Origin of the sequence: Fictibacillus sp. Mic-4, from assembly GCF_049843615.1 — a bacterium.
Taxonomy (GTDB): Bacteria; Bacillota; Bacilli; order Bacillales; family Fictibacillaceae; genus Fictibacillus_A; species Fictibacillus_A gelatini.
This window is the reverse complement of the sequence record NZ_JBBHZM010000122.1, coordinates 1-532: the sequence shown is the minus strand read 5'-3', so window position 1 is coordinate 532 and position 532 is coordinate 1. Positions and strand designations below refer to the sequence as shown.

Annotated in this window: 1 pseudogene; it reads left to right on the top strand. The window is 52.6% G+C overall.

The features are described from left to right. A pseudogene (locus tag WD019_RS21750) lies at positions 1-532 on the top strand (2-oxoglutarate dehydrogenase E1 component); the annotation flags it as partial.

Below are 532 nucleotides of genomic sequence, written 5' to 3'. Positions count from 1 at the left end.
CAAAACCGGCGAGAAGTTTTCGCCGATGCATGCACTTCCCTCGGCGAAGGCATCATTCGCTGTCCATAACAGCCCGCTGTCTGAAACGTCTGTCGTTGGATTTGAGTATGGCTATAACGTTTACGCGCCGGAAACGCTCGTCCTCTGGGAAGCGCAATTTGGCGATTTCGCCAACGTCGCCCAGGTCATTTTCGACCAATTCGTATCGGCAGGCCGCGCGAAATGGGGACAAAAATCCGGCCTTGTTCTATTGTTGCCGCACGGCTATGAAGGGCAGGGGCCAGAACATTCAAGCGCCCGCCTGGAACGCTATTTGCAATTAGCGGCCGAAAACAACTGGACGGTTGCGAATTTAACGAGCGCGGCACAATACTTCCATATTTTGCGCCGCCAGGCTGCGATTTTAGAAAAAGACGAAGTGCGTCCGCTTGTCATTATGACGCCGAAAAGCTTGCTTCGTAACCCAAGGGCTGCTTCAACGGCATTAGAATTAAGCAACGGCCATTTCTACCCGGTCTTAGAACAAGAAGGC